This is a genomic window from Patescibacteria group bacterium (genome assembly GCA_041649475.1).
In the GTDB taxonomy this organism is placed as follows: Bacteria; Patescibacteriota; Patescibacteriia; order Magasanikbacterales; family GWA2-37-8; genus JBAZNA01.
This window is the reverse complement of sequence record JBAZNA010000001.1, coordinates 608,986-632,407: the sequence shown is the minus strand read 5'-3', so window position 1 is coordinate 632,407 and position 23,422 is coordinate 608,986. Positions and strand designations below refer to the sequence as shown.

17 protein-coding genes are annotated in these 23,422 nt (G+C 43.7%); 11 read left to right on the top strand and 6 right to left on the bottom strand.

Going from position 1 to position 23,422, the window contains the following annotated elements; genetic code table 11:
* Positions 1-114: 114 nt before the first annotated feature.
* From lepA to WC526_03050, 3 genes are read right to left on the bottom strand one after another with little or no spacing between them, the layout of a single operon-like run.
* Positions 115-1,920: a translation elongation factor 4 gene (gene lepA / locus WC526_03060; protein ID MFA5062101.1), complete on the bottom strand. Its 1,806-nt coding sequence runs from the start codon at positions 1,918-1,920 to the stop codon at positions 115-117.
* Between the two features lie 21 nt (positions 1,921-1,941).
* The gene (gene murJ / locus WC526_03055) at positions 1,942-3,561 is read right to left on the bottom strand and encodes a murein biosynthesis integral membrane protein MurJ (GenBank protein MFA5062100.1); all 1,620 of its coding nucleotides are present in this window, start codon (positions 3,559-3,561) and stop codon (positions 1,942-1,944) included.
* A 1-nt stretch (position 3,562) separates the two neighbouring features.
* Entirely contained in the window at positions 3,563-4,261 is a 699-nt protein-coding gene (locus tag WC526_03050) for a hypothetical protein (protein MFA5062099.1), read from the bottom strand.
* 82 nt (positions 4,262-4,343) lie between these two features.
* Here WC526_03050 and WC526_03045 point away from each other — a divergent pair, with 82 nt between their 5' ends.
* The 10 genes from WC526_03045 (at position 4,344) to rplU (ending at position 18,682) form a co-directional block, all read left to right on the top strand.
* Positions 4,344-5,699 carry an MBL fold metallo-hydrolase gene (locus WC526_03045; protein MFA5062098.1) on the top strand — a complete coding sequence of 452 codons (1,356 nt, stop codon included), beginning with the start codon at positions 4,344-4,346 and terminating at the stop codon, positions 5,697-5,699.
* Between the two features lie 180 nt (positions 5,700-5,879).
* A complete protein-coding gene (gene mraZ / locus WC526_03040; protein MFA5062097.1) occupies positions 5,880-6,311 on the top strand; it encodes a division/cell wall cluster transcriptional repressor MraZ in 432 nt (143 codons plus the stop codon).
* A 13-nt stretch (positions 6,312-6,324) separates the two neighbouring features.
* Positions 6,325-7,233 (top strand): 16S rRNA (cytosine(1402)-N(4))-methyltransferase RsmH, encoded by a 909-nt coding sequence (gene rsmH / locus WC526_03035; protein MFA5062096.1) that lies wholly within the window; start codon positions 6,325-6,327, stop codon positions 7,231-7,233.
* Positions 7,230-7,595 (top strand): hypothetical protein, encoded by a 366-nt coding sequence (locus tag WC526_03030; GenBank protein ID MFA5062095.1) that lies wholly within the window; start codon positions 7,230-7,232, stop codon positions 7,593-7,595. Before rsmH ends, WC526_03030 begins: the two co-directional genes overlap by 4 nt.
* A 109-nt stretch (positions 7,596-7,704) precedes the next feature.
* The gene (locus WC526_03025; protein ID MFA5062094.1) at positions 7,705-13,797 is read left to right on the top strand and encodes an FG-GAP-like repeat-containing protein; all 6,093 of its coding nucleotides are present in this window, start codon (positions 7,705-7,707) and stop codon (positions 13,795-13,797) included.
* A gap of 22 nt (positions 13,798-13,819) precedes the next feature.
* Positions 13,820-14,194 carry a hypothetical protein gene (locus WC526_03020; GenBank protein MFA5062093.1) on the top strand — a complete coding sequence of 125 codons (375 nt, stop codon included), beginning with the start codon at positions 13,820-13,822 and terminating at the stop codon, positions 14,192-14,194.
* Between the two features lie 7 nt (positions 14,195-14,201).
* Entirely contained in the window at positions 14,202-16,871 is a 2,670-nt protein-coding gene (locus WC526_03015; protein ID MFA5062092.1) for an ATP-dependent Clp protease ATP-binding subunit, read from the top strand.
* A gap of 2 nt (positions 16,872-16,873) precedes the next feature.
* A complete protein-coding gene (locus WC526_03010) occupies positions 16,874-17,881 on the top strand; it encodes an MraY family glycosyltransferase (GenBank protein MFA5062091.1) in 1,008 nt (335 codons plus the stop codon).
* Positions 17,859-18,329 carry a DUF192 domain-containing protein gene (locus WC526_03005; protein MFA5062090.1) on the top strand — a complete coding sequence of 157 codons (471 nt, stop codon included), beginning with the start codon at positions 17,859-17,861 and terminating at the stop codon, positions 18,327-18,329. The genes WC526_03010 and WC526_03005 overlap by 23 nt, the downstream gene beginning before the upstream one ends.
* 47 nt (positions 18,330-18,376) lie before the next feature.
* Positions 18,377-18,682, top strand: a complete 306-nt coding sequence (gene rplU, locus WC526_03000) for a 50S ribosomal protein L21 (protein MFA5062089.1) — start codon at positions 18,377-18,379, stop codon at positions 18,680-18,682.
* A gap of 28 nt (positions 18,683-18,710) precedes the next feature.
* On the opposite strand, the gene recR is transcribed toward rplU, so the two are convergent.
* From recR to dnaB, 3 genes are read right to left on the bottom strand one after another with little or no spacing between them, the layout of a single operon-like run.
* Entirely contained in the window at positions 18,711-19,313 is a 603-nt protein-coding gene (gene recR, locus WC526_02995) for a recombination mediator RecR (protein MFA5062088.1), read from the bottom strand.
* Positions 19,314-19,335: 22 nt separating this feature from the next.
* Positions 19,336-19,629: a YbaB/EbfC family nucleoid-associated protein gene (locus WC526_02990; protein ID MFA5062087.1), complete on the bottom strand. Its 294-nt coding sequence runs from the start codon at positions 19,627-19,629 to the stop codon at positions 19,336-19,338.
* A gap of 10 nt (positions 19,630-19,639) precedes the next feature.
* Complete coding sequence (dnaB, locus tag WC526_02985) at positions 19,640-21,115, bottom strand: replicative DNA helicase (protein ID MFA5062086.1); 1,476 nt, start codon at positions 21,113-21,115, stop codon at positions 19,640-19,642.
* Between the two features lie 145 nt (positions 21,116-21,260).
* Here dnaB and WC526_02980 point away from each other — a divergent pair, with 145 nt between their 5' ends.
* Complete coding sequence (locus WC526_02980; protein ID MFA5062085.1) at positions 21,261-23,420, top strand: hypothetical protein; 2,160 nt, start codon at positions 21,261-21,263, stop codon at positions 23,418-23,420.
* Positions 23,421-23,422: the final 2 nt, after the last annotated feature.

Genomic DNA, 23,422 nt, shown 5'->3' with positions numbered 1-23,422 from the left:
AAATTATTGAAATGCCGGCAACATTGTAAAAAGCAGCATTGCCAGAATGCCGATCAGTGAAATGACAAACCAGATTTTTTTGGCTGTTTTTGGTTTCATAAGCGAAATGAGTATTTATCTTTTTAATACCGCTAAATATGTCTCGGTTGGGATATCCACCTTGCCGTGCGCCACTAATCGTTTCTTCCCTTTCTTCTGTTTTTGCAACAACTTCATTTTGCGGGTATAGTCGCCGCCGCTCATTTTTGCCAATACATCTTTTCGCAAAGCGGATAAACGGTCTGCCGCAATAACTTTTCCACCCACAGCGGCCTGAATTTTTACCACAAATTGTTGTCTGGGCAATGAGTCCTTTAGGGACTCAACGATTTTTTTACCGGTTTTATAGGCCTGATCTCGCCAAACCAGCGTAGAGAGCGCTTCCACCGGCTCTTCGGCCACCATAATATCAAGTTTAACCACGTCGGTTTCCTCGTAGTCCTTAAACTCATAATTCATGGACGCGTAGCCGGAAGTGACTGTTTTAAGTTTATCATAAAAGTCAGTGATAAGCGAGGCAAGGGGGATCTCATAATGAAGCATGGCGCGCTGGTCGGTGTCAGAGCTTAAATACTCGGTATTGATGTATTTTCCCTTGCGTTCAGAAATAAGCGACATCACATTTCCGACAAAATCTTTCGGGGTGATAATATCCAATCGCATCCATGGTTCCTGGGTTTTTTCCAAATGGTTGGGGTCGGGCATTTCCTGGGGGCTGTGGATAATTTTTTCTTCACCCCCGGTTTTAAAAATTTTATAAGCCACGCTGGGCACGGTGATGATTATGTCTAAGTTATGTTCGCGCCGTAATCTTTCTTGAAAAATATCCAAATGCAGTAAGCCCAAAAATCCGCAGCGAAAACCAAACCCGAGCGCGAGCGAGTGTTCGGGTTCATAAAACAGGGAAGCGTCGTTTAATTTTAATTTATCTATGGCATCGCGAAGCAGTTGGTAGTTGTCTCCTTCTTTGGGAAAAATTCCGGCATAGACCATGGGCTTGACTTCTTTGTAGCCCGGAAGCTGTGCGGTGTGAATCTCTTTGATTTCGCCGGTAATTTTTGTGATGGTATCGCCAACCCGGCAATCTTTTAATTCTTTTAGACCGGTGACTACATAGCCAATTTCACCATTGCGCAAATTTTCCATGGGTTTGAATTTGGGGGTGTAATAACCAATCTCTAAAATTTCCGCTTCGGCGCGGGTGCCCAGTAAAAATATTTTGTCGCCTTTTTTTAGTTCGCCGTCAACCATGCCGACTGACGCGATCACGCCTTTATAATCATTATATTCAGAATCAAAAATTAAAGCCCGGGTTTCTTTAGTAGAATTATCCTGGGGCGGGGGAATGCGGTCCACAATGGCGTTTAAAATATCCTCAACCCCCTGGCCGGTTTTGCCGGAGGCCAAAATAATTTCTTCGGGCTTACAGCCGATTAAGTGGATGATTTCGGCTTTGGTTTTTTCCACATTGGCAATCGGCATGTCAATTTTGTTGATTACCGGAATGATGGTTAAATTTTGTTCAAGAGCCAGATACAAATTGCCAATTGTTTGGGCCTGTACGCCTTGTGAAGCATCAACCAACAGCACCGCGCCTTCAACCGCGGCCAGTGAACGTGAGACCTCATAATTAAAATCAACATGGCCCGGGGTGTCAATTAAATTTAAAATATATTCTTTATAATTCATCCTGACCGGCGTGAGCTTTATAGTTATCCCGCGTTCGCGCTCCAGATCCATTGAATCCAAAAGTTGGTCCTTCATGTCACGCTTAGAGACCGTGCCCGTGTATTCCAAAAAACGATCCGCCAGTGTGGATTTTCCGTGGTCTATGTGAGCAATAATACAGAAGTTTCTGATTTTATCTGTTTGAATTGACATGTTTTCTATTCTTCACCCGCCTTATTCCCCGCTAGTAATTGATTCTTCAGTCGGGATATTCCTGGCCTGTAACCAGCGCTTTTTTAAACTGTCTTTTAGTTGTATAAGTTCGGGTACTTTCAATATATAACATAAAACCACATAAACCGCCAGACCGGCTATTCCCGCCACAAATCCCTGTCCGAAAATGCCCCAAAAATGGGTTTGATCAAAAATATCAGCCAGCGGATATTTCAGCAGTTGTATAACCAGAGCCATGGGAATAGCCGCAATCGCGATTCTAAAAAATGAAGCGAATATTTTTTCTTCATCAAGCGTTTTATAAACCCCGCGCAGGGCAATGGCCAGCATGAAAAAGTTTAAAATCGATCCGATAGAAAATGCCAAAGCCAATCCGGAGACCCCCAACGGCTTCATTAATACTAACGCCGAAATGATACTGATTAATTCAGATATAACTCCGATTATAAACGGTGTTTTTGTATTTGATAAAGCGTAAAAGGCCCGGGCGAATAACGGGATTAAAGATTGTGCGAATAAGCTTAAGGCAAACAGCGCCAGGGCATTGGCTGTGTGTATGGTGGCGGTCCAATCAAATTCACCACTGCCTAAAATTACCCGAACCAACTGGGCGCGCAAAAGTAAAACAACTATTGAAATCGGAATAATTAAAAATAAAATTTGTCTGATGGTGGAAGATAAATTTTTTATAAATTCTTCTTTGTCATTTTTGGCAATGGCCGCGGAGAGCACCGGGAATACGGCTAAAGCAAAAGGAATGCCGATAATGCCGGTGGGCACGCCTTGTAAATTATTGGCGTAATTAAAAATGGCCACGCTGCCAACCGGTAAGAGCGATGCCAAAATAGTTACGATAACCAAGTTAATTTGGCTGATGGCCAAACCCATAGTGCGCGGAATCATCAGCCGCCAGATCAAATTTGTGTTTTTATCTTTCCAGTTTAAAACCCATTTCCAACGATAGCCGTTGGCGTAAGCGCTAAAGGTTTGCACTCCAAAGTGTAGAGCCGCACCCAAAACAACACCCCAGGCCAAGCCGGTTATACCCATGGCCGGTACCAGGACAACCACGCCTAAGATAATGCCCAGATTATAAAATATCGGCGCCAAAGAATACAATACAAAACTGCGCAGAGATTGCAAAATTCCGCCCACTACCATTGATAGTCCGAGCAAAAATGTTGAACCGAACATTATCCTGGTAAAATTAACCACCAAATCTCTGGTTGCGGAAGAAAACCCCGGAGCAATTAGAGGAGCAATAAACGGAGTGAAAATTATCCCCAACAAACTTAATCCGGCCAAGCAAACAGCGGTAATGTTTAAAACATTATTGGCTAATTGCCATGCCGGGGACTTATCGTCGCTATTGGTAAATAATTTTGTGAAAGTGGGAATGAAACCCGCGCTTAAAGCGCCGACAATAAGCAAACTGTAAACCAAATCGGGAATTTTGAACGCGGCATAGTAGGCATCCATAGTCGGGCCGGCGCCAAAATAATGGGCAAAAATTCGATCGCGAAAAAGACCGACTACGCGGCTAAGCAAGGTGGCCGCGGCAATAATTATGGCCGCGCCGGTTATGCTTTTTGATTGTCCGTTCAAAAATTTTCCCAGCATATTAAGGCGCGCTTGCGGGCGTACCGGTGGCAACCCCGCTGCCGATATTGACCGTTAAAATCATATCATTGGTGCCGGCTTTTCCGCCGCCACTTTCCACATAAAGAGAACCGTTTATGTCGCCGCGGCTAAAAGAAAATTGTCTGACATCATTGCCTTCGCTTTCCAGATCTATATTGTAATTATTTTTTTGCAGTTCGGTTTTGTAATATCCGACGATAAAGAACGGGTCGGCAGCCAAACTCCGCCATTCTATTTGAACCGTGTCCCGGTGGTCGCTTATCGGTGCTGTAAGCAACTGCCACAGATTGCCAATGGAAAATCCACCACTATTTGTGGAACTGGCCGGTTGCTTGTTTTCCAGAGACATCAGCAGGGGAGACAGAATTATTTTTGGAAAAATCGCCGCGATTTCTATGCCTTTGTTTTTATAATTTCCGGAAACGTAGGTGATTCTTTGAATACTGTCTTTATCATAGACAGGTATATCAGCAGGAAAATTGGCCGGCACCTTGCTAAGATTTTGCGGCCCGGCGCCCATTAAAACTTTTAATAAAATAATTATCCCGATTATAAAGATAACCAAACAGCCGCAACCGGCCAGACAAGTGCGTTTAACCGCGGAAAAGGTGGAATATTTTTTTGTCAGTTCTTCAAATGGCGGTTCAACAATCTCAATATTATCGATATTACGTCGCATATGGAAATATTATAACAAAAAGATATTGATTTGTATAGATTTTTAATGTAAGATAGTTCAAAGGTAAAGATATGCACAAACTATGAAAATATCCTTTTACGGCGCGGCCAGGGAGGTAACCGGGTCCTGCAATTTGTTTGAAGCCGGCGGGCAGAAGATTTTAATTGATTGCGGAATGTTTCAGGGTGGTCAATTCAATGAAGAGAAAAATTTTAATCCGCTTGGATTTGACCCCAAGGAATTATCGGCAGTGATTGTAACCCATTCTCATTTGGATCATGTTGGCCGTCTGCCATTGCTCATAAAGGGCGGCTACACCAGATTTTTTTATGCTACTCCGGCCACAATTGAGCTGACCCGCCTTATTTTGGAGGACGCTTTAGAGGTGATGAATTATAACCAGCGCAAATTCGGACACAAGGTTTTGTATGAAGAGCCGGATATAGCGGCTGTGATGCAACAGTTTAAAGAGGTTGATTACGGAGAGGAGTTTGAGTTGGCTCCGGACATAAGATTCAAGTTTTTTGATGCCGGCCATATTTTTGGTTCGGCTTTTGTTTTGTTTGAAACCGAAGGAAAAAGAGTTGTTTTTTCCGGCGACATCGGCAATGTTAATGTGCCGATTCTGCGGGATACGGAAATTTTACCGGCTGATGTGGATGCTTTAGTGTGTGAATCAACTTATGGCGACAGATTGCATGAATCAACCGAGGCAAGACAACAGTTAATTGAAAATTTGGTTATAAACGGTTTGGGCCGCGGCGGGGTTTTGATGATCCCGTCTTTTTCTTTGGAAAGAACCCAGGAGCTTTTGTATGATTTAAATGATTTGGTTGATAGAAAACAAAGGTTGCCGCGTGTGCCGATATATTTGGACAGTCCCTTGGCCATAAATGCCACCAAAGTTTATCGTGAGTTTCCGGAGTATTATGACGAAGAAGCGGAAAAATTATTTAAAGACGGGGATGATTTGTTCCAATTTCCGGGCCTGATGATGACCGAAACCAAAGAAGAATCAAAACGCATAAATCAAACGCCCGGCGCGAAAATAATTATCGCCGGTGCCGGTATGATGAACGGCGGACGCATAGTGCATCATGCCATGCGTTATTTGTCTGATGAAAGAAATTCTTTGTTGATTGTGGGTTATCAATCCCAGGGAACTTTGGGCCGCCGGATTTTGGACGGCGAGTCGCCGGTGGAGATTATGGGCGAGAGAATTCCGGTGCACTGCCAGGTGAAAGCGATTGGCGCCTTATCCGCGCACGGCGATCAGAATAAATTATTGGATTGGGTCGGCGGCGGAACATCTCTGCCAAAAAAAGTTTTTATAAATCACGGCGAACCGAATGCGTCTGAAGCGCTGGCAAAGAGATTGACAGGGGATTTGGGCGTGAAGGCGACAGTGGTGAATTTTGGGTTAGAGGTTGAGGTTTAGCAAAAAATTTGGTTACTTATCCACAGTCCCGACTAAGTCGGGACTGTTTTGTTATATTTTAGCCAAAATTTAGCGGTATAATTTTGGTGGATATTGTTGACTTGTGTTTTGTAGTGGAGTAAAATGGGAATAGGTGGAAAAAAGTGGGGACAACATATCCCACAAAATTTATTGCCCGGTATGTTTATTGGAGAATATGCACATAATCTTGATGACAAAGGACGGCTGGCAATACCGGCCAAGTTTAGACGTGAATTGGCAAAGGGCGCGGTGGTCACCAGAGGGTTAGACAATTGTTTATTTCTTTATACAAAAACCGAATGGGCGAAGTTGGCGGAAAAATTAGCCGCACTCCCGATCAGCCAGGCCAACAGCCGCGCGTTTTCACGCCTGATGCTGGCCGGAGCCATGGATGTTGATCTTGACTCGCAGGGCCGGGCGATCCTGCCGGAATATTTAAGAAAGTTCGCAAGTTTAAAAAAATCAGTGGTTATTGCCGGTCTTTACAATCGATTGGAAATTTGGGACCAGGAGAACTGGTCAAAGTATAAAGGCACAACCGAAGCCGAAAGCGGCGCTATCGCCGAACGAATGGCCGAGTTGGGAGTTTAATTTTTTCCAAATTATGAGCCGCCATGTCCCCGTATTACTAAAGGAGGCGATTGAGGCACTGGCTTTAAAGCCCGGGGCGAATATTGTGGATTGTACTTTAGGGGATGCGGGCCACAGCGAAGCGATTTTGGAGCGTATCGGGCCGAACGGAAGATTGCTCGGAATAGACGCGGATATTGAAGCGGTTCTGCGGGCAAAAAGGTTTTTATACAGTTGGCAAGAGCGGGCGATTTTAATCAGAGACAATTTTACAAATTTAAAAAAAATAGCTGAAGAAAATAAGTTCTTTGAAGTTAACGGGATTTTAATGGATTTGGGCTGGTCAACGCCGCAGTTTGAAGAGCGGGGCAGAGGATTGAGCTTCAATTTGCCGGATGAACCGCTGGACATGCGCTATGAAATTAAACAAAACGGATCGCTGACAGCCGCCGAAATTTTAAACACTTACAGTCAAGTTGATTTAAATAAAATTTTCAAATTATACGGAGAAGAAAAATTCAGTGCGGAAATTGCCCAGGCCATAAAAGAAAAAAGAAAACAAGTTCCGTTTGAAAAGGTTGGCCAGCTGGTGGAAACGATTTTAGAGGTTTATAGGCAAGAGTTACACACTGATAAGGATGTGCCGCGAATAGGCGATATACACCCGGCCACAAAGATCTTTCAGGCCTTGCGCATAGAAGTCAATCATGAACTGGAAAATTTAAAAAATACATTGCCGCAAGCAATTGAAATTCTGGCTCCGGGCGGACGACTGGCAGTAATCAGTTTTCATTCGCTCGAAGACAGAATCGTAAAACAATATTTCGCGGGGGCAAAAACAGCCAAATTAATTAATAAAAAACCAATTGCGCCGACAAGTGAGGAGGTAAAAAATAATCCCAAATCAAGAAGCGCGAAACTACGCATAATAGAAAAATTATGACTATTAAAAGGCAAATTCAATTCAAATATCATAATTTCATCAATGCTTTACGATTTTTGAGTTTGCCCAAATGGATTGATGGAAATACGATTCGTTTTGTTTTTGTGGGAGTGATTGTGCTTGTTGGTGCTGCTTATGTATTTAAAACTACATCTTCAACCACCAGCGGCTATGAATTGCACAAATTGGAAACACAAACCGCGGCTCTGGAACAGGACATTGAAAAAACCAACATCCAAATCGCCGAAAATAGTTCGCTAAGCAATATACAGGAAAGATTGGCAAAGATGGATATGGTGGCGGCCGGCGGGATAAAGTATTTGAGTGTCGGCATAAAGGATGTGACAGTGGCAAAGCAGTAGAGAATAAATCTTATTTAGCAAAATCTTCCCTAACATAATTTCCCCAAGAGTAGGGGATTTTTTTGTGGATAAAATTGTGCTATAATATATACATAAAAGTGCAGCTTTTATGACTGCTTTTAAGCCGATTAAGGATTATACAGATGTAAAACAAAAAGCCGCAGCCATTTTTTTGGCTATTTTTATGTATGCGGTAATTTTGGCATCGGTGGGGTATGTGTGGGCAGCCGCGGAGGTATTCAAAACTAGGGATGATATTACTCTCGGATCAGGGATCGGCTATATAACCACCATTGCCAGCGGTGATTTTAATGGTGATGGGAAAATTGATGTGGCCGTTCCTTTTGATGATACCGATACTCTTCATATTTATTTAAATCAAGGGGATGGTACCTTTCTGGCAACTTCGACTTCACAGAGTGGTGAGGGAACAACGGGGGTTATCGCGGATGACTTCAATTTAGACGGGTATATGGACTTGGCCACCGCTAACAGAGGTGCCGGCAATGTTTCAATTTTTTTGGGCAGGGGAGACGGTAGTTTTTTGGCGGCCAGCAATTATTCGGTAGTTACTTATCCTTGGCATTTAGTATCAGACGATTTTAATAATGACGGCTATCCTGATATAGCGGTGCCAAACCTTACCCAAGTCACTCCTTCGGTTTCGGTTTTATTGAATAGAGGCGACGGCACTTTCCAGTCAGCTGTAAATTATACCCTGGTAGGAAATCCGTATTATGCGACTACAGCTGATTTTAACGGTGATAATAAGGTTGATTTGGTGGTGTCTACTTATACAAGTAGTTCGGTGGCTGTTCTTTTGGGAAATGGAGACGGCACGTTTAATTCATCAACTTATTTTATAGTCAACCCTTATGCAAAAGATGTAAAAACTAATGATTTTAATGACGACGGAAAAATGGATATAGCCGCGGCCAGTTTTGTTAGTAACACAGTTTCCATTCTTTTAGGAGCAGGTGACGGCACTTTCGCCTCTTCTACGGATTATTTGATGGGTTCAGCAATAAGTGTTGGTTCATGGGGTTATTACGGCTCTCTTTTAGTTGCAGATTTAAATGATGATAGTGAGGAAGATTTGTTGGTTGGCAACGAAAATGGTTCGTTTGATACCAGGTTCGGCAACGGCGACGGAACCTTTGGATCTTCCACCGTGTATCAGTTGTATGGTCCAGTTACAGCTATAACCCGCGCTGACTTTGATAATGATGGGAAAAATGATTTGGCTGTTGCTGTGACTCAAGCTTATAGTTATGGTAATGTATCTGTTTTATATAATTATGGATCCGGAAATTTTGTGCTTCCGCACTATGTTCCGGAAGATGGAAATTTACCCATGTACTTGTTTTATAATGATCGGCAGTTGATTAATGATGACTTTAATGATGATGGAAATTTTGATTTAGCCGTTGCCAATCATGGAAGTAATACGGTTTCCGTGTTGCTTAGTACCGCCACAGGCACCTTTGGTTTAAAAACAAGCTTTGCGGTAGGCACCGGCCCAAGCTCGGTGGCCAGCGCTGATTTTAACGGAGATAATAACATTGATTTAGCATCTGCCAATAATGACAGTAATAATGTTTCTGTGCTTTTAGGCGTGGGAGATGGAACTTTTGGTGCGGCTTCAAACTATGGTGCCGGCACATACCCCCGTTCTTTAACAGCCGCTGATTTTAACGGAGATAATAAACAAGATTTGGCCACAGCCAATAAGACCAGTAATAATGTATCTGTGTTCTTAGGTGTAGGTGACGGTACCTTTAATGCCGCGGTAAGTTATAGCGCGAGTTCCAGTCCTTATTCAATAACTGCGGGTGATTTTAACGGAGATGGTTTTACTGATTTGGCTGTTGCAAATTATTCAAGTACTAATGTGACTGTTTTGCTGGGCATAGGCGACGGTACTTTCCAGTCGGGTATAAGTATTCCAGTGAGTGGCTCTTATTACCCACGCAACATAACATCTTCTGATTTAAATAATGACGGAAAGATTGATTTGGCGGCCTCTACCGTAACAAACGGCTCTTTAAGTTATATTGCGGTTTTTCTCAATGGAACGCCAACCGGGACCTTTTCGGCCTCGGTAAATTACACTGTAACATCTACCGCGCTTTATTCATTGGTGGCGGCTGATTTTAATAATGATGGAGTAAATGATCTCGCCGTTCCCTCAAGCAAAGTCAATGTATTATTAAATAATGGCAATGGGAGCTTCGCACCCCCAACATCTTATTTTGTTAAGACGTATAGTGGTCCAAGTTATGCCCTGTATCACGGTCCTTTAACTGCGGCTGATTTTAATCATGATGGTAAGGTTGATTTGGCGGCCGCTTCGGAAAGATACGGAGATCCTCTTGTTAATATATTATTTAATTCCTATACTTCATCTTCTGTAACGATTGCAGAATCAGGCGGATCAACTGTTATAAATGAAGGCGGAGCAGATACTTACAGTGTGGTGCTTGATGGTCAGCCAACCGCCAATGTGATTGTGCATGTAAGCCCTATAAGTTCATATATTTCAACAGATGTGTCATCTCTTACTTTTACTTCCGCTAATTGGGATACGCCCCAGACAGTAACTATAACAGCATCAGATGATAGTGTGGCAACCGGAAGGCGTTTTGCCACCATTGCCCATTCTGTTTCCAGCACTGATTCCCGTTTTGAAGGTTTCATTACGCAAAGTATTATAGGCACCTACACTGATAATGACACTGCCGGTGTCACTCTCACCCAATCCGGCGGTTCAACCAATATATCCGAAAATGGCCTGACGGATACTTATACTGTGGTTCTTACTTCCCAACCCACGGCTAATGTCAATATTTCCGTCACCGCCTCCACTACCCAGGTTACCACCAGTTTAGCTCGTCTGACTTTTACCTCCTCCAATTGGAACACTCCTCAAACCGTCATGGCTTCGGCTATAGATGATGCTTTGGTAGAAGGAAATCATACCAGCGCCATTACTCATACTGCCACCAGTACAGATGTAATGTATAACAACATCTCCGTTTCTTCTGTCACCGCTACCATCACCGACAATGACACCAGTGGCACTACCACTTCCACGGTTTATGGAGATTTTAACGGCGACGGCTATCAGGATTTGGCCATCTCCAAAGGTTCAAGCAACATTGTCTCTATTCTTCTTGGAGTTGGCGATGGCACCTTTGGGTCAGCCGTTAACTACAATGTCAGCACCAGCCCCAAAGCCATTGTTTTAGGATATTTTAATAGTGATAGTTATCTGGATTTGGCCGTGGCCAATAGCGGCAGTGATAACATCTCCATTCTCCTCGGTGTCGGTAACGGCACTTTTGGCACAGCCACTAATTACACTGTTTCTTCTTCTCCCTATTCTGTAACTACCGGTGACTTTAATGTTGACGGCAAGACCGATTTAGCCGTCGCCAATTATGGTTCAGACAATGTCTCTGTCTTGTTCGGAGTTGGCAACGGCACTTTTGGATCAGTCACTAACTACAGTGTCAACAGCAAGCCAATATCAATCATTTCCGCTGATTTTAATTCTGACAATAAAAATGATTTGGCCGTGGCCAACTTTAGCAGCAGTACTGTCTCTATTCTTTTAAATTCTTCTGTTACCGGCACTTTTTCGGCGGCAGTAAATTACAATATTGGCGATGGAACTTTTCCTTACTCAATCACTACCTATGATTTCAATTCGGATAATTTATATGATATTGTCACTGCTAATAGCGCCTCTAATACCGTATCCATTCTTTTAAATTCAGGTTCCGGAACATTTACCCTTCAAAACACCACCTACGCTGTTGGTGCCTCTCCCAGATCAATAACCAATTACGACCTTAATGGTGACGGCAAAAGAGATCTTATCACCTCCAACTATAGCGCTAATACCATCTCTACTCTCTTTGGCACCGGTATTGGCACCTTTGCCACTTCCACTGCCTATTCTCTTGGCACCAAACCCCTTACTGTATTAACGACTGACTTCAGTGGAGATTTTTGGCCGGATATTGTTGTGGCAGATTCTTCTGCTAGCAGTTATTCAATTTTAATTGGGAATAGGGGAGGACTATTTTCAAGTTCTTTATTTGCCGATCCGGTTGCTTATGATGTTGATTCATATCCTGTTCATACTGTGGCCGCTGATTTTAATGAAGATGGAAACACAGATCTGGTAGTTGGTAGTTTATTAACAGGCACCCTTACTGTTGTCCTTGGCAATGGTGACGGCTCGTTCTCCGCATTAGGTAGTGTACCCATGGAAACTTATGTCGGTGGTATGGCTGTCTCTGACTTTAATTCTGACGGCCACCTTGATTTGGCTTTTGCCAATTATACGGCAGGGACTGTTTCTGTTGTTTTTGGTAATGGTGACGGCACATTCAGAGATTTGACTCCTTATGGTGCTGCGTCTGGGGGGCTTTGGGTAACTACCGCTGATGTTAATGGAGATAATAAATCCGATCTGATAGAAGGAGATTTCGTAGGTACAGATGTTTATGTTTTATTAAACAACGGCAATGGCACCTTTGGTTCGGCGACAAATTATACGGTTGGCATGGGAATTGTTACGGTTTCAGCCGCTGATCTTAATTCTGATGGTAAAATTGATTTGATTGCGCCTAGTGGTATGGGCAGTACCGTCTCTGTGCTTTTAGGCAACGGCAACGGCACTTTTGGCGCGGCCACACCTTATACTGTTGGTGCTGGTCCATTTTACACGGCTACAACTGATTTTAATGGAGACGGCTACTTTGATTTAGCTGTGGCCAATAACAATACTCTTTATGATTCTTCAAACCCTGGTACCACCGTTTCCATTCTTTTAAACAACGGCAATGGCACCTTTGGTTCGGCGACAAATTATACGGTTGGCACATCCCCGACGGGTATAGCCTCGGAAGATTTTAATGAAGACGGTAATGAAGATTTAGCTGTGGCCAATATAGGAAGCGGCGGGAATGGCTCTGTTTCTGTTCTTTTAGGTTTAGGCAACGGCACCTTTGGTTCAGCCACAACGTATGCCATAGGCGGTCAGGTATATTGGGTGACTGCTGATGATCTTAATAAAGATTCTAAACCCGATCTGGCTGTGGTAGATTTCACCGGTTCTCTATCCATCCTCCTCAACACCCACACCACCGGCGCCGGCGTCACCGTCTCCCAGAAAGCCAGCACCAATGTCTGGGAAGACGGCATGACCGACACCTTCAGCATTGTTTTGGCCGCACAGCCCTCTGCTAGTGTCATTATCACTGTCTCCGCTCCCACCAGCACCCAGATGGTCTTTTATCCCTCCACCTTAACCTTCACCTCCACCACCTGGTATACAGCTCAAACCGTCACCATGGCCGCCAATGGCAGTACCTTTACCGGCAATCACAATGTCACTATCTCTAACACCGCTTCCAGCTCTGACTCCGGTTATGAAGGCATCGCCATTGTCTCTATTCCGGTCACTATTCATAAAAACGGCGGCGGCGGTCCCAGCGTGGTGTTTCCAATTTCGTCGGGGTCGGGGGCTGTTCTCTCCACTTCCTCCCTCTCCACCTCCACTTTGTTTAACCTTTTTTCCACTTCAACCAATCAGCAAAACAACAATAACAGCAACACCAATCTCACAACCACCACCTCCACCCCAATCACTGTAGTTACCTCGGTTTTATCTGATCTCTCCAAGCTTATCTTATCCACCGTCTTTGGCAGAAATCTCTATGTCGGAAACATCGGCTATGATGTCAAAATATTGCAAAACATCCTCTCTGAAATACCCGGCATCTATCCCCAGAAGCTGAAAACCGGTTACTATGGCCCTTTAACCAAAAATGCAGTAAAGAACTATCAAACCGCCAACACTATCGCTTCCACCACCATTGGCCGGTTTGATACCATAACCAGAGGCTATCTCACCAAAACTTACCAACTGCCCACCTCCTCACCCAAGTACCTTTTTACCAGAAGCCTGCAACTGGGTTCATCCGGCACAGACGTCAAAGTCCTCCAAACCATCCTCGCCCAGAACAAAGCCATCTATCCGGAAGCTAAAATCACCGGCTATTTCGATTCTGCCACCAAAAAAGCCGTGCAGAGATTCCAGCTTAAATACAAAATCACCAGCCCCTCCATTTACGGCTACGGCATCTTCGGACCGAAGACCCGGGCGAAGATTGTGGAGATGATGAGGTAAAAGTGTGGTATAATACTGTTGTATGTTTTTGATAGTTTTTCAAAGGCTTTTTCTAGAAATAATTTTAGATTTTTTTTATTTTCCGCTTTGGTGGTATACGAAAGGAACTTTGCACGCGGCCAAGTGGTGTTTAAATTTATTTAGAAGCGGCAATCAAAATCTGGCGCCCGGTTTGTGGCTGGCCAATATTTTTGTGCCAATGTTTGGCCAGTATGACATCCAGGGCAGAATCATCAGTTTTATCATGCGGTTTTTTCAAATAATTATCAGAACCATCGGTTTAATGTTCTGGCTGGCGGTTTGTTTGCTTTTATTTTTAGTATGGCTGGCGTTGCCGCTCGCTGTTGTCTACGGTTTTCTCCATCCTTTTTCTATTAAATTGCCTTTTGGCGCCTGACCTGAATATGGATTTTCAAAAATCTCCACCACTGAATATTTTAACCAATAACAAGCGCGCTGAAACGCGGATGGGTGTTTATTTACGAAGTAAATGGCTGTATTGGAATTATCCGCTCACGCGTTATAACATTGCTTTACAAAGAGGCAGGCGAATACTTAATAAAATCCGGGTGATTACGGCTTTGGTTTTTACTCTAACTTGTTGGATCTGGGTCGGATTTGGAGTGTATAAATCCGGGCAAATGGTTTTTTCATATTTATTTTATCTCGGCGTCATCGGATTATTGTATTTATGGTATCGCGTTATTAAACAAGGCGAATTTACGGGCATGGTGGAAAGATTTGAGTATGAGTTTGATAAACAGCCGGAAAAAGATGAGGGCTTAAATATAAATGTCTGGGACCAGATCAAGCGCGTGCCGTGGAAAAAACGATTGAATATTACTGAGACCTTTACTGCCGAGGCCATGTCTGCCCTGGGTAGTGCGTATAAATTGGCGGATAAATACGGGAAAAAAGAAGTCGGGCCGATTGATTTGTTTTTGGCCCTGTTAAAATTTAATCGCATCGGCAATATTTTTATCCGTTTGGGCATTCCGGCCAGCGTGTTTGAAGAACAAATCAGTAAATTGGAATTAACTGAAGAAAAAATCAAATCAGCGCCGGTTCTGTCGGCCGATTTCCAACAAATAATTTTTCAGGCCTATGAAGAGGCCTATAACGCTCACCAGGAATATGTGAGCGTAACCGAGCTTTTAATTTGCGCGGTCAAAGAGTCGCCGGAAATCCAGGAAATAATGTTTGCTTTAGATATTAATAATCAAAAATTGGCCAATGTGATTGAGTGGGCGCGAATTCGGGAGCGACTGCATCGCCAATACGTAAAATTTGCCCGGGCCGCGTCGCATCGGTCAAAATATGGCATGGACAAAGCCATGACCGCCTTGGCCACTCCCTATTTAAATCAATTCAGTGACGACTTAACTTTACTCGCGCAATTCGGACATTTAAATCCCTGCGTGGCGCGAGTAAAAGAAATTGAAGAAATATACCGGGTGGTTGAGGGCGGTCAGCATAATGTTTTGCTGGTTGGTGATCATGGCGTGGGTAAAAGATCAATTGTGGAAGGGGTTGCTCAAAGCATGGTGGCTGATGATGTGCCGGATCGCCTCAAAGACAAGCGCATGGTGCGCTTAAGCGTGTCCGCATTGTTGGGTGGTACAGACCCGGCCGGAGCGGTTGATAGATTGCGAAATATTATGCATGAAATTTCTCGCGCCCGCAATGTGATTTTGTTTATCCACAATATTCATGAACTGATAGGTGTGTCTGCCGGCGGGCAAGAGGGTAGTTTGGATGTCGCCGACACTTTGGCGGAATTTTTAACCAGCGGCCGGTTTTTAACCGTTGCCACCACCACTAATGAGGATTTTGCCAAACACATTGCCAATTCAACTATGGGCAACGTGTTTACAAAAATTGATGTGCCGGAGATGGATGTCAACCAAGCGATTCAGGTTTTGGAATCAAAAGTAGGGGAGGCGGAATACAAACAAAATGTTTTCTTTTCTTATGACGCGATTGAAAAGGCAGCGCAGTTTTCCGCCAAATTTATCCACGAAATATATCTGCCGGGCAGCGCCTTGGAGATAATGACTGAAGCGGCCAGTTTTGCTCATAACAAAAAAGGTGCCAACACTTTGGTGACCGGAGAAGAAGTGGCGGCCGTGATTGCGGAAAAAACAAAAATCCCGCTTACCACTGTATCAAGTGACGAGTCAACCAAGTTATTAAATCTGGAAGCAGAAATGCACAAGCGGGTAATCGGCCAGGACGAAGGCGTTGATGCGGTGGCCAGTTCTTTGCGCCGCGCCCGCGCCGAAATCCGTTCCGCCAAAAGACCAATCGCCAACTTTTTATTTCTCGGCCCCACCGGCGTCGGCAAAACCGAACTGGCAAAAACCATTGCCGAAGTATATTTTGGCGGCGAAGATCGCATGATCCGTTTGGATATGAGTGAATACCAGGAAAAATCCGGTCTGTCGCGGCTTATCGGCGCGGCCGGACAAAAAGGCAGCGGTATTTTGACGGAATCAGTGCGCCGCCATCCGTTTGCGCTTTTGCTTTTAGATGAAATTGAAAAAGCCGACCCGGATATTTTAAATTTGTTTTTACAGGTGATGGATGACGGGCGCCTGTCAGACAGCACCGGCCGGGCGGTTGATTTTACCAATATAATTTTGATTGCCACCTCCAATGCCGGCACAAGTTATGTGTCAGAACAAATGCGCGCCGGTTTATCACAGGAAGCGATAAAAGAAAGATTGTTGCACGGGGAATTAAAACAATATTTCCGGCCGGAATTTTTAAATCGTTTTGACGGCATAATATTATTCAAACCGCTGGATAAAGAAGCGATACAGAAAGTGGCCGGATTGATGTTACAGAGAATTGTTAAAGAATTGGAAGTCAAAGGCGTGCAAATGAAAGTTGAAGATGGGGCCATCAGTTATTTGGCCGAAGCCGGTTTTGATCCGGAGTTTGGCGCCAGGCCCATGCGCCGTGTTTTACAGGAGAGAGTGGAAAACAAGCTGGCTGATTTATTGCTTGCCGGAAAACTGAAAAGGAGAGATACTGTAGTCATTGGCGAAGGCGGGAATATTCGCGTGGAATAGTTATGTTTTATACTTACTTGATATATTTTTTAGCCGCGTTAGCGTCATCAATTTTGTTTACCATCGTCGTCAGGCGATTGGCTTTGCGTTTTCAAATTGTGGATGTGCCGGATCAACAGCGAAAAAAACATTTTGGGCCAACTCCGCTTTTGGGGGGTGTGGCCATTTTTATTTCTTTTTCTTTGGTGGTTGGGTTTTTATTATTAAACCCGATTTACGGCATTGAAATTTTTAAAAATAAATTGATTTGGATCGCGGCTGCCGGTTTGATTTTAATTATCATGGGCGCGGTTGATGATGCCAAACAATTAAGTCCGCAGTTTCGGTTACTGATTACTGCCTTGGCGGCGCTAGTGGCTGTCATCGGCGGAGTGGGCTTGGAAAAAATTACCAACCCATTCGGCGGCATTATTAATTTTGGTTTGATAGTCGGCGGTATTTTTGCTTTTTTGTGGCTGATGGGCATGATGTATACGACAAAAATTTTAGACGGGCTAGACGGCTTATCCACAGGCATAGTTTTTATCGGCGCTTTGATGATTTTCTTTTTAACAAATACCAAGACATTTTTTCAGCCCAATGTCGGCTTGCTGGCGATCATTTTTGCCGGCAGTTGTCTGGGGTTTTTAATTTTTAATTTTAATCCGGCTAAAATATTTTTAGGCGAAGGTGGCAGTTTGTTTATCGGTTTTATTTTGGGAATTTTGGCAATCATTTCCGGCGGTAAAGTGGCCACTGCATTACTGGTTATGGCTATACCGATTTTGGATTTAATCAGAGTGGCTGTAGCGCGCATCCGCCGCAAGCAATCAATTTTTAAAGGTGATCGTGAGCATTTGCATTTTCGGCTGATGGACGCCGGCTGGAGTCATAAACAATCCGTGCTGTTAATGTATGCTCTAGCATTTATATTTGGCATTACCACTTTATTGTTTCAAAGCCAGCAAAAGTTGTTTGCTTTGGTATTTTTGGTATTATTAATGGCGTATGTCACAATCAAAACCTCTTAAAAAATGGCATTTAATTTTCTTTGCGGTTATACTGGTAATTGCGATAGTTTTTAAGATATATCAATCTATGTGGCCGAAAGCGAATGTTAAAATCGGCGGTGAGGTTTTGAAGGTTTTGGTTGCCAACACCCCGGCGCACCAGGTGGAGGGCTGGAGTAATAAAAAAGATATGGGCAACTACGGTGGCATGCTGTTTGTTTTTCCGGATTTTGGTCAGCACACCATGGTTATGAGGGATATGAGATTTCCTTTGGATATTGTCTGGTTAAATGGCAATAAAATTGTTGAGATTGCGCCAAATATCCAGACCGAACCGGGTAAAACCGAGGCCCAGCTGACTCCGTTTTTCTCCAGCCAGCCGTCAAACATGGTTTTGGAGCTTCCGGCCGGATTTATGGATAAAACCGGGATAAAAATAGGGGATGAGGTGGTGTTTGACAAAATTTAGGTTTTCATATATACTAGGCCACACAATTTAAGATAATATTTTCATATATGTACGCAGTAATTGCAACCGGTGGAAAACAATACTTGGTTAAAACCGGTGAAGTTTTAAAAATAGAAAAGTTGCCCCAGGCAGAAGGGGAGAAGGTTGTGTTTGATGAGGTTTTGCTTACTGCCAATGACGACGGCGGTGATGTCCAAATCGGCGCGCCGTATCTGTCAGGTGTTACAGTTAAAGCGACTTTGGAAAAACAAGGCAAAAACCGAACACTCTTGGTGCAGAAATTCAAACGCAAAGTGCGATACCATAAAGCGCACGGACAAAGACAGAGATATAGCCAAGTGAAGATAATGTAAACTAAAAAGACCCCACATGGGGTCTTTTTTATTTCACCGTTCTATTTTTCAACGCGCTTCCTAAGGTTATTTCATCAGCGTATTGCAAGTCGCTTCCCATAGGTAAACCGCGCGCCGGGCGGGAGATTTTTATTTTTGGATTTATTTTTTTAATTTCTTTGTCCAAATAGAGCATGGTGGTTTCGCCGGACAAATCAGGGTTCAACGCCAGAATGATTTCCTTCAGATTTTTTTGAGCTTTTATTCGCCCGAATAATTCCTTGATTTTTAATTTATCCAGACCGTCTTCATCGCCCGGTTCAATCACTCCGCGCAAAACATGGTATAACCCGGCAAAAGCATTGGTGCGTTCAATCACCGGAACATCCTGCGGGTCAGCGACCACGCACATTATATCCTGCTCGCGGTTTTTGTTGGCGCAAATCCGGCAGGGATTTTCGTCGCTGAAATCCCAGCACACTTCACAACTCTTAATATTATCAATTAAATCTTTTAAAGCCAGGGTAAGTTCGCCCACTTCTTTTTTACCGGATTTTAATAAATGAAAAACAAACCTTTCGGCAGTGCGCTGGCCGACCGAAGGCAGTTGTCTGAAGGCCTCAATCAAATTATTTATGGATTTGGAGTACATAAAACCGCGTCCGCGCCGGCAGTTATTTTAATCCTGGAAATCCGCCCATGGCCTGCATTTTATTAGCCATGATTCTTTGGATTTTTTTGAGAGCGTCGCCGTAAGCGTCTTTAATTGAGTTCTGCAGTTTTTCTTTTCTGGCGGGATTTAGCAATTCGTCGTCTATAGCAATGCCGGTCATCTGCATATTGCCGTCTAAGGTTACGGCCACGCCGCCGCTTTGTGTGGTCACTGATTCGCCGGAGAGTGCGCCCTGCAGTTTTTTACCCTGATCGCGCATGTCTTTAAACTGTTTTAATTTTGAAAACATTGACATATGTTTAAATTTATACCGGAGGTAATTCCGGATTGGTATTTTGTATAAACGCCGATTTTGGTTTTAATACCTGCGGTTGCGGAGCCGGATTTTGTTGCTGGGGCGCACTGCCGGAATTATACTGCGTGGTCATATTTCTAAACGACGCCCGCGGTTCGTCAAAAATCATTTTCACCAAACCGGTCGGACCGTTGCGGTGTTTGGCAATATGAATTTCCGCTACAAATCTTTCATCCGGAGAAATATCTTCCATGCGGTAGCCCCGGTCAGCGGATTTGCGGTAAATAAACAAAACCACGTCCGCATCTTGTTCAATTGATCCTGATTCTCGTAAATGCGCCAACTTTGGAATTGCCGGCTTACTCATTTCCACACTGCGCGACAATTGTGATAGAGCCAAAACCGGGATGTTCAATTCTCTGGCAATACCCTTTAATCCGCGGGTGATTTCCGCCACTTCCTGCACGCGGTTTTCCACGCCGCCTCTTGATTCCATTAGTTGTAAATAATCAATCACAATCAATCCCAGTCCGTGCTCCATTTGCAAACGGCGGGCTTTGGTTCTGATCTGCATTATATTTATATTGGGGGAGTCGTCTATAAAAATCGGCGCTTCGGAGAGTACGCCCATGGCGTGGCCGATGCGCGGAAAATCGTCGTCTTCCGGGCGCTCACTCAAACGGCCGGTACGCATTTTCCACAAGTCAACATTGGCCTCTGAACAAAGCAAGCGGTCAACCAATTGTTCCTTGCTCATTTCCAGAGAAAATAATCCGACCGGTGTTTTTCTTTTAACAGCCACGTTGCGTACAATGTCCAAAGCCAAAGAAGTTTTTCCGACGCTGGGGCGAGCGGCTAAAATTACTAAGTCAGATTTTTGCAAGCCGGCCAGCAAATTATCCAGGTCACCAAATCCGGTCGGCAATCCGCGTAATTGCCCTTTATTTTTATGAAGTTCATCAATGCGGTCAAAGGCCTCGGCCAAGACGCCGCGAATTGGTGAAAATGTTTGCTTCATGTAGTTTTGGGAAACACCAAACAACTGTCTCTGGGCCTGGTCAAGCAAGGTCTCCAGTTCTTCTTCTTCATCATAACCGAGCCGGCCGATTTCCTGGGCCGCGGAGAGCATCCGGCGCCGGGTGGCTTTTTTATGGATGATATGCGCGTAATTGACGGCATGGGAAGAGGTTGGCACCGAATTGGTTAAAGAAACCAGATAACTGTAGCCGCCGGCGCTTTCTAGCTGGCCTCTTTCAGCCAAACGGTTACTCACGGTTAACAAATCAATCGGTTCGTTTTTTTGGTACAGTTCCAAAATGGCCTCATAAATTTGTCCGTTGCTGTTTTTGTAGAAATCATCCGGTTGAACAATGTCGGCGATTTTAAGCATTGCGTCTTTATCCAATAAAATAGAGCCCAAGAGAGAGGACTCCGCTTCTATGCTTTGCGGCGGGATTTTTTCAATCTGGGTGATGTCTTGAGCCATAATTACAATTTATGTGACTTTATAATTCTATATGAACCATGGTTTCTTGGCAAGCAAATATGGGGATGAAAAGTGTGTGATAGGTTGATATATTGACACCCTTCAGATATAATCCCTCATATAGCAGATAAAGACGTGTTCACTTATGGATTATAAGAAATTGGCCAAAGGAGTATTATTTGCGGTAATTCTGGCATTTTTTATCTATTTTAATATCGCCAACTGGCACAGCCGGATTTTGGGCCTGATTTTAGCTTTATTTTATTTTTTCTTTATTTCTTCCGGCGCGCAAATGGCGCTGGCTAATTTTTTTAATTTATCGGGCAATGCCTTTAGAATAAAAATTTTGGGGATTTTATTCGGCCTGACCACCCTTAGTTTAATTGTGGAATTTGAAATTATTTTTTTCAGATTAACGGCGGTTGCCATAGCGCTTGCCTTTTTTCTAAACGCAATCATTTATATTATCCTTGATCAACTCGCGCCCAAAGAAGACGGTCAAGCTGAAATAGATAATGAAAATTTATCAGTCATTGAAGAGGTGCCGCATGCCAAAATCGGCTTGTTGCTGTATGTGGCATTGGCGCTTTACGGATTTTATCTGCTCCACAGCTCCCAAACCGGCGCGGCCATATTAACGCCCTGGCAAACAATCAATCCCAAGTTTATTTATGTTTTTTTATCAGCCACTTTGATTTTAGGATTTTTAATATTTTCAAAATTAAAAGCCAAATCAGTTTTATTTCTTTTGGTGATACACAGTTTTTTAATGCTAAGTTATTTGCCGCTTACGCATCAGCTAATATACGGCGCCGACTCCTGGCGCCACATTGCCACCGAATCGCAATTAATTGCTGAAAAGCCGCTTGATTTGGTTGTGTATGGCCAGCAGAATTTTTTAAACAAACTTAACCTGGGGCAGTTTTCATACAGCCAGCTCTGGGGGGTCAGCGTAATTTCTGCCCGCCTATTCAATTCGTCTTTTTTAAGCGTTAATGTCTGGCTAGGCCCGATTGCCTGGGCGATATTTATGCCGATACTGCTTTTTGAAATCGGCATGGCAATGGGCTTTGCCAAAAAACGTGCTTTATTTTTTGCCTGGCTGGGTTTTTTGCCGTTTGCTCTGGTTACCGGCGGCGCGTTTACTCTGCCGAACAATTGGGGTTTTTTGGCTTGGCTATTTTTTAGCTTACTGCTTTTGAAACGGTTGGCCGCGCCCAAGAAGGGGGGGCAGGCGGTGATACTAATTCTTTTGGCGATACCGATTTTATTCGGCTACGGCTTGTATTCAATTTTAATGATTTTGACCTGGGCAATCGCGGAAATTTTAGTTTTGCAAAAATTGATTCCGCAAAATTTCAAATTTAAAAACCTTTTGCTTGTCGGAGCAGTCGGATTGTCATTGCCAATTATTGAACTGCTCGCCGGGTACAGTCAAATCAACCGTTTAAATTGGTTTGAACAGATAAAACAGTTTATCGGGAATTTCACTTCATATTATCTGGCATCCGGCCCCAGGCCGCATGATATCGCAACCGGCAATATTATTTTCAATCAGGTTCCGTCTTATGCCTTTGTGGAAAATATTTTAACACAGGGAAGATGGTGGCTCTTGATTTTCATGCTGGTATTTTTAGGCGGCGCGGTCTACGGACTTGTTTCTTTTTGGAAAAGTGAAAAGACAGAACAAAAGTGGCTGGCTATGTTTTTTTCGGGTTTGTTTACGGGCTACTTTATCTGTTTATATTTGCTTGGCGGCGAACATATAATCACCAGACGGCTGGACGCCGTAATCGCGGTTTGTCTCTTAGTGTTATTTTTAGAGGCCTGGACAAAATTAGTATGGCAGAAATTACCCGGGATTTTAGCCATACCGATTTCAGTAATTATTTTTTCTTTTGCCATTACTACTTCTTATTCTCTTGGCCCGGACACCAATTCTGTGAGCAAAGATCAATTTGACGCGATGAATTATATCTGGCAAGCCGAACAGGGGGCAAACAAGTATTGCGTGGTGGCCGATACCTATCCGCTCTTGGCTCTTGAAGCCATATCAAACAAAGCGATCATCGGCGGCGGATTTCCCATTGATCAAAATTTTGCCCAACCCGAGCGAGCCGCGCTTTTTGCGGCAGCGCAAAAGAGGTTAACCAATGGCCTGCTCGCAGACGCGCACGTTTTAACCGGTGCGGATTATTGTTGGTTTTTGAGCGATTTTGAAATTTTTAAAAATTTGGGACTTTTGCAGGGGCCGGGTTATGTTCGGTTTGGAGATAGCGTGATATTAAGGTATAATTTAAAATAATC

Bases quoted from the DNA above. Each gene is read 5' to 3' on its own strand.
- lepA (MFA5062101.1), bottom strand. From the start codon at position 1,920: ATGTCAATTCAAACAGATAAAATCAGAAACTTCTGTATTATTGCTCAC.
- murJ (MFA5062100.1), bottom strand. From the start codon at position 3,561: ATGCTGGGAAAATTTTTGAACGGACAATCAAAAAGCATAACCGGCGCG.
- WC526_03050 (MFA5062099.1), bottom strand. From the start codon at position 4,261: ATGCGACGTAATATCGATAATATTGAGATTGTTGAACCGCCATTTGAA.
- WC526_03045 (MFA5062098.1), top strand. From the start codon at position 4,344: ATGAAAATATCCTTTTACGGCGCGGCCAGGGAGGTAACCGGGTCCTGC.
- mraZ (MFA5062097.1), top strand. From the start codon at position 5,880: ATGTTTATTGGAGAATATGCACATAATCTTGATGACAAAGGACGGCTG.
- rsmH (MFA5062096.1), top strand. From the start codon at position 6,325: ATGAGCCGCCATGTCCCCGTATTACTAAAGGAGGCGATTGAGGCACTG.
- WC526_03030 (MFA5062095.1), top strand. From the start codon at position 7,230: ATGACTATTAAAAGGCAAATTCAATTCAAATATCATAATTTCATCAAT.
- WC526_03025 (MFA5062094.1), top strand. From the start codon at position 7,705: ATGACTGCTTTTAAGCCGATTAAGGATTATACAGATGTAAAACAAAAA.
- WC526_03020 (MFA5062093.1), top strand. From the start codon at position 13,820: ATGTTTTTGATAGTTTTTCAAAGGCTTTTTCTAGAAATAATTTTAGAT.
- WC526_03015 (MFA5062092.1), top strand. From the start codon at position 14,202: ATGGATTTTCAAAAATCTCCACCACTGAATATTTTAACCAATAACAAG.
- WC526_03010 (MFA5062091.1), top strand. From the start codon at position 16,874: ATGTTTTATACTTACTTGATATATTTTTTAGCCGCGTTAGCGTCATCA.
- WC526_03005 (MFA5062090.1), top strand. From the start codon at position 17,859: ATGTCACAATCAAAACCTCTTAAAAAATGGCATTTAATTTTCTTTGCG.
- rplU (MFA5062089.1), top strand. From the start codon at position 18,377: ATGTACGCAGTAATTGCAACCGGTGGAAAACAATACTTGGTTAAAACC.
- recR (MFA5062088.1), bottom strand. From the start codon at position 19,313: ATGTACTCCAAATCCATAAATAATTTGATTGAGGCCTTCAGACAACTG.
- WC526_02990 (MFA5062087.1), bottom strand. From the start codon at position 19,629: ATGTCAATGTTTTCAAAATTAAAACAGTTTAAAGACATGCGCGATCAG.
- dnaB (MFA5062086.1), bottom strand. From the start codon at position 21,115: ATGGCTCAAGACATCACCCAGATTGAAAAAATCCCGCCGCAAAGCATA.
- WC526_02980 (MFA5062085.1), top strand. From the start codon at position 21,261: ATGGATTATAAGAAATTGGCCAAAGGAGTATTATTTGCGGTAATTCTG.